The sequence below is a fragment of the Streptomyces sp. KR55 genome (assembly GCF_052245645.1).
Taxonomy (GTDB): domain Bacteria; phylum Actinomycetota; class Actinomycetes; order Streptomycetales; family Streptomycetaceae; genus Streptomyces; species Streptomyces flavusporus.
Map to the genome: position 1 here is coordinate 1 of NZ_JBQQCE010000518.1, position 6,847 is coordinate 6,847.

Consider the following 6,847-nt stretch of genomic DNA (forward strand, 5'->3'; position numbering starts at 1 on the left):
CGATGATGTCGCGGTAGGTGCGCACCGCCTCGGGGCCGAACTCCGGGAGGTACAGCACCAGGGCGATGGAGAACTCGGGTACCTCGTACAGCTTCAGGGTGAGGGCCGTGGCGATGCCGAAGTTGCCGCCGCCGCCGCGCAGGGCCCAGAACAGGTCCGGGTTCTCGTCGGCGTTGGCGTGGACCTGTTCGCCGTCCGCGGTGACCAGCTCGACGCCGAGCAGGTTGTCGACGGCCAGGCCGCAGGAGCGCTCCAGCCAGCCGCTGCCGCCGCCGAGGACGAAGCCGCCGACGCCGGTCGTCGAAGCCCGTCCGCCCGTCGTCGCCAGGCCGTACGGCTGCGTCGCGCGGTCCAGGTCGCGCATCGTGGCGCCGCCGCCGATCCGGACCGCCTCGGCCGCCGGATCGACGGTGACGTCGTGCATCCGGCGCAGGTCGACGACCAGTCCGGAGTCGTTCGTCCCCATACCCGCGACGCTGTGACCGCCGCCGCGCACCGCGATGTTCAGGTCCAGGTCGCGTCCGAAGCGCACGGCCCGGACGACATCGGCCTCGTGCGCGCACTGCGCGATCACGGCCGGCCGACGGTCGATCATGGCGTTGAACACGGCTCGGGTGTCGTCGTAGCCCGGATCCCACGGGGCGAACACATCGCCGTCGAGATCGTCACGGAGCGCAGCGAGGGCCGCGTGAGCCTTGGAGGACATGGCCGCCCCCTTCCGGCGAAGGGCGCATGCGCTTCCAGCCTAGGCCGGGGCGGCCCGTCGGTCCTTTCCGGCCTTCCGGCCGGCTCTCAGCCCCCGTACGCCCCCGAGGCCGTCAGGCGCAGTGCCGTGTCGATGAGCGGGACGTGGCTGAAGGCCTGCGGGAAGTTGCCGACCTGGCGCTGCAGGCGCGGGTCCCACTCCTCGGCGAGCAGACCGAGGTCGTTGCGCAGGGAGAGCAGCTTCTCGAACAGCTTGCGGGCCTCGTCGACGCGGCCGATCATCGCCAGGTCGTCCGCCATCCAGAACGAGCAGGCCAGGAAGGCGCCCTCGTCGCCGGGGAGACCGTCGACGCCCGCGTCCTCGCCCTGCGTCGGGTAGCGCAGGATGAAGCCGTCCGGCGTGGACAGCTCGCGCTGGATGGCCTCGATGGTGCCGATCACGCGCTTGTCGTCCGGCGGCAGAAAGCCCATCTGCGGGATCAGCAGCAGCGAGGCGTCCAGCTCCTTCGAGCCGTACGACTGCGTGAAGGTGTTCCGCTCCTTGTCGTAGCCCTTCTCGCACACGTCCCGGTGGATGTCGTCACGCAGCTCGCGCCAGCGCTCCAGCGGGCCGTCGGCGTCGCCGGACTCCAGCAGCTTGATCGTGCGGTCGACGGCGACCCACGCCATGACCTTGGAGTGCACGAAGTGGCGGCGCGGGCCGCGCACCTCCCAGATGCCCTCGTCCGGCTCCTGCCAGTGGTCCTCCAGGTAGCGGATCAGCTTCAGCTGGAGCAGCGAGGCGTAGTCGCTGCGGGCCAGGCCCGTCATGTGGGCCAGGTGCAGGGCCTCGGTGACCTCGCCGTACACGTCGAGCTGGAGCTGGTGTGCGGCGCCGTTGCCGACCCGCACCGGGGCGGAGTTCTCGTAGCCGGGCAGCCAGTCCAGCTCTGCCTCGCCCAGCTCGCGCTCGCCGGCGATGCCGTACATGATCTGCAGGTTCTCGGGGTCGCCGGCGACCGCGCGCAGCAGCCACTCGCGCCAGGCGCGGGCCTCCTCGCGGTAGCCGGTGCGCAGCAGCGAGGACAGGGTGATCGCGGCGTCCCGCAGCCAGGTGTAGCGGTAGTCCCAGTTGCGTACACCGCCGATCTCCTCCGGCAGCGAGGTCGTCGGTGCCGCGACGATGCCGCCCGTGGGCGCGTACGTCAGGGCCTTCAGCGTGATCAGCGAGCGGACCACCGCCTCGCGGTACGGGCCGTGGTACGTACAGTGCTCCACCCACTCGCGCCAGAAGTCCTCCGTCGCCTCCAGCGACTGCTCCGGCTCCGGCAGCGGCGGGGGCTCGCGGTGCGAGGCCTGCCACGAGATGGTGAACGCGATCCGGTCGCCCGGCGCGACCGTGAAGTCGGCGTACGTGGTCAGCGCCCTGCCGTACGTCTCGGCGGATGTGTCGAACCACACAGAGTCCGGACCCGCGACCGCGACCGTGCGCCCGTCGTGCTTGTGCACCCACGGGACGATCCGGCCGTAGGAGAACCGCATCCGCAGCGCCGAGCGCATCGGCACCCGACCCGAGACGCCCTCCACGATCCGGATCAGCTGCGGCGCGCCGTCCCTGGGAGGCATGAAGTCGATCACGCGGACCGTGCCGCGCGGGGTGTCCCACTCCGACTCGAGGATCAGCGAGTCGCCGCGGTAGCCGCGCCGGGCCGCCGTCGGGGGCTCGGCGTCGGCCGCGTGCGCAGGGCCGATCCGCCAGAACCCGTGCTCTTCGGTGCCCAGCAGACCGGCGAAGATGGCATGCGAGTCGAAGCGGGGCAGGCACAGCCAGTCGACTGTGCCGTCCCGGCAGACCAGGGCAGCGGTCTGCATGTCTCCGATGAGTGCGTAGTCCTCGATACGCCCGGCCACGTGCAACTCCAGTCGAACGGCCACGTAGCCCCACAGGGGGCTTTCGCTAAAGCGGTCAGGGGGTTGTTGTAATGCGTCGTTGAACTGTGAAGTAAAACCGTCGCTCTGCCCAGAGGCAAAACGACCGTCGTCGCTCAACGAACTGACGAGCTCTTGTTGTTCCGGTGCGTACGGGCGGGGGTGGTGCCGTGGTGCCGGCGGGCTCGGCAGCGAGTGTCCGAGCAGGATACGACGCACGTAGATGAACTGCGTGCCGCTCCGGGCAACGCGCATGCGCCGAACGAGTGAGCACCGGGTGAGAAACGCGTGAGCGGTACATGTCCGTGGCGGACTGTGCGCGGAGCGTGGCCGGGAGCCATCGGGCCGTGGCGCTGATACCCTGGTAGCCCGTGGACCGGTGGGCAAGAAACCCCCGAACCGCAGCGACGGCTCCTCCAGAAACCCGGGATCTCCGGGCCGGACAGCCGCACCGCACTCCAGATCGCGACCACGGGAGCCTCCTCTTGGCCATGCCGCCCGCTGCTTTTCGAAACAGCACAGCCACGACGACCAAGCACATCTTCGTCACCGGGGGTGTCGCCTCCTCGCTCGGCAAGGGCCTGACCGCCTCCAGCCTGGGCATGCTGCTCAAGGCCCGGGGCCTGCGCGTCGTGATGCAGAAGCTCGACCCGTACATCAACGTCGACCCGGGCACGATGAACCCCTTCCAGCACGGTGAGGTGTTCGTCACCAACGACGGCGCCGAGACCGACCTGGACATCGGCCACTACGAGCGCTTCCTCGACCGCGACCTGGACGGCTCCGCCAACGTCACCACGGGTCAGGTCTACTCGACGGTGATCGCCAAGGAGCGCCGCGGCGAGTACCTGGGCGACACCGTCCAGGTCATCCCGCACATCACCAACGAGATCAAGAACCGCATCCGCCGCATGGCCGCCGAGGACGTGGACGTCGTCATCACCGAGGTCGGCGGCACGGTCGGCGACATCGAGTCGCTGCCGTTCCTGGAGACCGTCCGCCAGGTCCGTCATGAGGTCGGCCGCGACAACGTCTTCGTCGTGCACATCTCGCTCCTGCCGTACATCGGCCCCTCGGGAGAGTTGAAGACGAAGCCGACCCAGCACTCGGTTGCGGCCCTGCGCAATATCGGTATCCAGCCGGACGCCATCGTGCTGCGCTGCGACCGCGAGGTGCCGACCGCGATCAAGCGGAAGATCTCGCTGATGTGCGACGTCGACGAGGCCGCGGTCGTCGCGTGCCCCGACGCGCCCTCCATCTACAACATCCCCAAGGTCGTGCACTCCGAGGGCCTGGACGCCTACGCCGTCCGCCGCCTCGACCTGCCGTTCCGCGACGTGGACTGGACGACCTGGGACGACCTGCTCGACCGCGTCCACAACCCGCAGCACGAGATCAACCTCGCCCTCGTCGGCAAGTACATCGACCTGCCCGACGCCTACCTCTCGGTCACCGAGGCGCTGCGCGCGGGCGGCTTCGCCAACAAGACCCGCGTCAAGATCAAGTGGGTCGCCTCCGACGACTGCAGGACCCCGGCCGGCGCCGCCGAGCAGCTCTCCGACGTGGACGCGATCTGCATCCCCGGCGGCTTCGGCGACCGCGGCGTCTCCGGCAAGGTCGGCGCCATCCAGTACGCCCGCGAGAACAAGATCCCGCTGCTCGGCCTCTGCCTCGGCCTGCAGTGCATCGTGATCGAGGCGGCCCGCAACCTCGCCGACATCGCCGACGCGAACTCGACGGAGTTCGACGCGGCGACGGCCCACCCCGTCATCTCCACCATGGCCGAGCAGCTCGACATCGTCGCGGGCGAGGGCGACATGGGCGGAACGATGCGCCTGGGCATGTACCCGGCCAAGCTCGCCGAGGGCTCCATCGTGCGTGAGGTGTACGACGGCAAGGAGTACGTCGAGGAGCGGCACCGGCACCGCTACGAGGTGAACAACGCCTACCGCTCCGAGCTGGAGAAGAAGGCGGGCATCCTCTTCTCGGGCACCTCGCCGGACGGCAAGCTCGTCGAGTACGTGGAGTACCCGCGCGAGATCCACCCCTACCTGGTCGCCACCCAGGCGCACCCGGAGCTGCGCTCGCGGCCGACCCGGCCGCACCCGCTCTTCGCCGGGCTCGTGAAGGCCGCGGTCGAGCGGAAGAATTCGAAGTAACACACCAGTTGTACGGTGGCCGGGGTGCATACCTTCAAAAGGTGGGCACCCCGGTTTTCTCTTGTACGCCGGTTTCTCTTGTACGGGGATTCTTTGCACGTGGAAGGACAGGGCATGACGATCAAGGACACCCCGGAGGAGTGGGAGATCCGGGCCACGGACACCCCCTTCGTGGGCAACAAGACCTCCGTCCGTACCGACGACGTGGTCATGCCCGACGGCACCGTCGTACGCCGCGACTACCAGGTGCACCCGGGCTCGGTGGCGGTCCTCGCCCTCGACGAGGCCGGCCGCGTGCTCGTCCTGCGCCAGTACCGCCATCCCGTGCGCCACAAGCTCTGGGAGATCCCGGCCGGGCTGCTCGACGTCCCGGGCGAGAACCCGCTGCACGCCGCCCAGCGCGAGCTCTACGAGGAAGCGCACGTCAAGGCCGAGGACTGGCGGGTGCTGACCGACGTCTACACCACGCCCGGCGGCTGCGACGAGGCCGTGCGGATCTTCCTGGCCCGGGGCCTGTCCGACGCCGACGGCGAGCGCTTCGAGGTCGAGGACGAGGAGGCCGACATGGAGCTCGCGCGCGTGCCGGTCGAGGAGCTCGTACGTGGCGTGCTGGTCGGCGAGCTGCACAACACCTGCCTGGTCGTGGGTGTCCTCTCGCTCGTCGCCGCCCGGCAGGGCGACGGCCTCGACGCGCTGCGCCCGGCGCAGGCGCCGTGGCCCGCGCGTCCCTTCGAGTCCTGAACGCGCATATGGCGCCTGCGGTGTCCCCCGGTGTGACGATCGCCTGATCCGATCGGGGGACGTCCCCGCCGTGCTCCACACGGTTCGTCGCAGAGCGTGAACTAGGCTCTGTAAGCGCCCGAACCGGAGTCCCGGCGGGATGTGTGCGGTGCGGTGGGACGGGAGTGTGGCCCGTGACGGATCAGGCGGTGGACACGGACGGCGTGCAGGTGTCGGGGCGCACGTCGGCGGAGAGCCAGTTCCTGGGCCGTACACGGGAGTTGAAGGAGCTGCGCGCCGACATCGAGCGTGCGGGACTGGACACCCTCTCCGGCCGGAAGGCACCACGCGCGCGCGTGCTCCTCATCGCGGGCAGACCCGGCTCCGGCCGTACGGTGCTGGCCGAGGAACTGGTACGTCAGGTCGCGGAGCGTTACCACGACGGGGTACTGCGGGCACGGCTCAGCGAACCCGACGGCACCCCCGTCCCCACCGAGCGCACCGCCCGCGAACTGCTGTCCGCCCTGGACCTGCCGACCCCGCCCGGCGCCGCCGAGGACGACCTCGCGGCGGCGCTCCGCGAGGCCCTGACCGGCCGCCGGGCCCTGCTCCTGCTGGACGACGCGGCCGCCGCCGGGCAGGTCGACGCCCTGCTGCCGGACACCCCGGACTGCCTGGTCGTCGCCGTCTCCCAGGGCCCGCTGACCGGGATCTCGGACGTCCGCCCCTGCACCCTCGGCGGCCTCGACACCAAGTCCGCCGTCGAGCTGCTGTCCCGGCTCACCGGCTCCGTCCGGATCACCGTCGACCCGCGGGCGGCCGAGGGGCTCGTCGAGGAGTGCCAGGCCCAGCCGACCGCGCTGGCGCTGGCCGGGGGCTGGCTCGCCGCCCGCCCCAAGGCGGCCGTCGCCGACCTCGCCAAGCAGCTGCGCGCCGAGGGCGACGAGGGGACCCCGCTCGGCCGGGTCTTCCGGCTCGTGTACGCGTCCCTGCCGGGTCCCGCCGCCCGGATACTGCGACTGCTCACCCTGGCCCCGACCGGGTACGTCGACCCGCACACCGCCTCCGCGCTCGCCGGCTGCTCGGTCAGCGGCGCCCGCACCACCCTGGACGGCCTCGTCGCCATCGGTCTGCTGCGGGCGGTGGACTCGCCGCTGCCGCAGTACGAGGTGCCGGGCTGTCTGCACCCCTTGCTGCGCGATCGCATCGAGGCTCAGGACCGCCCGGCCGAGCTCCAGCTGGCCCGCGCCCGGATGCTGGAGCGGATGGTCCGGCTGCTGCAGTCGTGCCGGGCCATCACCGAGACCGACAACCCGCAGGCGCGTGAGGCGATGTTCGGCATGCCGCGTTCCCGG

At 70.7% G+C, this 6,847-nt stretch carries 5 protein-coding genes; 3 read left to right on the forward strand and 2 right to left on the reverse strand.

Annotated features, from left to right (window positions below; all coding sequences use genetic code 11):
- Both ACTWQJ_RS43880 and ACTWQJ_RS43885 read right to left on the reverse strand, forming a co-directional pair.
- A partial coding sequence (locus ACTWQJ_RS43880; RefSeq protein ID WP_443311986.1) for an FAD-binding oxidoreductase occupies positions 1-706 on the reverse strand: 706 nt, incomplete at its 3' end.
- A gap of 86 nt (positions 707-792) precedes the next feature.
- Positions 793-2,595: a glycoside hydrolase family 15 protein gene (locus ACTWQJ_RS43885; protein ID WP_385262099.1), complete on the reverse strand. Its 1,803-nt coding sequence runs from the start codon at positions 2,593-2,595 to the stop codon at positions 793-795.
- A gap of 509 nt (positions 2,596-3,104) precedes the next feature.
- Here ACTWQJ_RS43885 and ACTWQJ_RS43890 point away from each other — a divergent pair.
- From ACTWQJ_RS43890 to ACTWQJ_RS43900, 3 genes are all read left to right on the forward strand, one after another.
- Entirely contained in the window at positions 3,105-4,772 is a 1,668-nt protein-coding gene (locus ACTWQJ_RS43890) for a CTP synthase (RefSeq protein ID WP_443311989.1), read from the forward strand.
- A gap of 114 nt (positions 4,773-4,886) precedes the next feature.
- A complete protein-coding gene (locus ACTWQJ_RS43895; RefSeq protein WP_443311987.1) occupies positions 4,887-5,513 on the forward strand; it encodes an NUDIX domain-containing protein in 627 nt (208 codons plus the stop codon).
- Positions 5,514-5,686: 173 nt separating this feature from the next.
- Positions 5,687-6,847: AAA family ATPase (locus tag ACTWQJ_RS43900; protein ID WP_443311988.1), on the forward strand; the 1,161-nt coding region annotated here is incomplete at its 3' end.

Coding starts and splice junctions, on each gene's coding strand:
- ACTWQJ_RS43890 (WP_443311989.1), top strand. CDS start 3,105: ATGCCGCCCGCTGCTTTTCGAAACAGCACAGCCACGACGACCAAGCAC.
- ACTWQJ_RS43895 (WP_443311987.1), top strand. CDS start 4,887: ATGACGATCAAGGACACCCCGGAGGAGTGGGAGATCCGGGCCACGGAC.